We start from the raw sequence: 1861 nt of genomic DNA on the forward strand, positions 1-1861 counted from the left end.
AAAAAAGAGGGTCTAACAGTTGAGTAGTTTTTGAACTACTTTGGACTATTAGTCCCTTTTTATATGTGTATGAACCCCTAAATAATAAAAATCCCCAGTTCATCTCTTGATGTGCTGGTTTTTTGGCATTATAAAAACATCTTTTTTATTTCTTGTTTTTTTACAATGTAAAAGGTTTCTTTCTACGCTTCCTTCTTATCAGTTTTTATTCGATAGAGGTGATATTTTCTTAAATTATATCCAATACATACCAGTAAAAATTCCATTTTTACACTTTTCATTCCTTTTCTGGTAAATCGTGTAAATCCCATGTCCTGTTTAATCACTCCAAAGGCTCCCTCAACTTGAATCGATCTCTCTTTCTTCATTTCCTGTCCTTCTGAAGTGGATAGATTTTCTTTTACTTTTTCCTGGAGTTCATTTAAGATGACGTTCTTTCCGCATGTCCGATACTTTCCTTTTGTACATTCTTCTTTGAGCGGGCATCCCTCACAATGATTTTTTTCTGTATAAATCTGTGTAATAGACAGGTTGTCATTTCTTGTATATTGTATCCTGTCGTATCCATACTGATCGAACACTCGACCATCCGGGCAGATTTTGAATCCCTCTTCATTGATTTTCCAGTTCAGTGAATTGAACTTTCGTTTCTTAAACTGCTTGTCTTCTTCTTTTCCATACATAGAAAATTTTTGTACCAGTTCCATTTCATGCTCTACATTATATAAATAGTTGTCATAGCTTCCATATCCTGCATCGGCTACCGGATATTTTGGCCGTTCTCCATAAGCTTCTTCGTAACGATCCATAAATGGAATCCATGTATGTTGATCGGCTGGATTTTGAAATACATCCGAATTTGTGATAATCCCGTTGCATACGGCAATCTGACAGTTATAGCAGGGACGTGTTACACCCGTCTGATTATAGTAGTCATATTTTGTAGCCATAAATGTTGCATCATGGTCAATTTTAGAACAGGAGTTTCTCTTTCCCATGATGTTCAGCCAAAATTCATATTCATTCAGTTTTATATAGTATCCGAGGAAAAGATCATAAAATCTCTGAAATTCTGATTTTCTTTTTCCCTTTCCATAGACCAGCTGAATATTCTGACATGTGATAACTTCCATAAGATACTGACAAATTACACCCATATCGAATGCTTCGTATTTTCCTTTTACCGGATAATGATATTCATAAGTTTCGTTCAGCCGATAGATATCTTCCGTAATTCTTTCGAACAGACGTGTTTCTGCATTCATAATCCGTTTTTTATACACGAATGAATTCTTATGCGCATTTGCCTCTATCTTTGTACCGTCTATATACTGTACATCCGTATCACAAAGCATTAAGTCCCTGGCGATATGTTTAGAAATCGTAAAGAAAACATCATCAATTGATTCTTTCAATTGTTCTGTCATTCTCTGAAATGCCATGGCACTTGGACATTCCTCATTTGTCAGATACATGTAACGAATATCTGTCTTACATAACTGTGCGATCTTCGTCAGTGAACGATTGCCTTCCTGAAAAGCAAACAAAAGGGTCTTGAGCAACATGACTCTATCGTGTGAATGTGTATTATTTGAGCGGGTAATCTTAACAAACTTTGAAAAATCAATCCCTTCTACCGCTTCAAGAAACGAAAACACAGGGTCATTTGAATCTATTTTAACAGAGAGATCAAATGGCAGAGAGAGTTGCACAAAACCAGAATAATGATTATAATTTGTTTGGTTAAATTGGTTTTGTAGCATAACTAAATTATACTACAGACAAAAAGGACTGGAGTTTCCATTTAAGGAATTCCAGTCCTTTTTTAGATCTAACTTTTAACTGTTAGACCCCCTTTTTT

Annotated in this window: 1 protein-coding gene; it reads right to left on the reverse strand. The window is 35.1% G+C overall.

Going from position 1 to position 1861, the window contains the following annotated elements:
- Positions 1 to 182: 182 nt before the first annotated feature.
- A complete protein-coding gene (locus HMPREF0367_RS02345; protein ID WP_051335136.1) occupies positions 183 to 1763 on the reverse strand; it encodes a transposase in 1581 nt (526 codons plus the stop codon).
- Positions 1764 to 1861: the final 98 nt, after the last annotated feature.

This window comes from Faecalitalea cylindroides ATCC 27803 (assembly GCF_000469305.1).
Taxonomy (GTDB): domain Bacteria; phylum Bacillota_I; class Bacilli_A; order Erysipelotrichales; family Erysipelotrichaceae; genus Faecalitalea; species Faecalitalea cylindroides.

Coding starts and splice junctions, on each gene's coding strand:
- HMPREF0367_RS02345 (WP_051335136.1), bottom strand. CDS start 1,763: ATGCTACAAAACCAATTTAACCAAACAAATTATAATCATTATTCTGGT.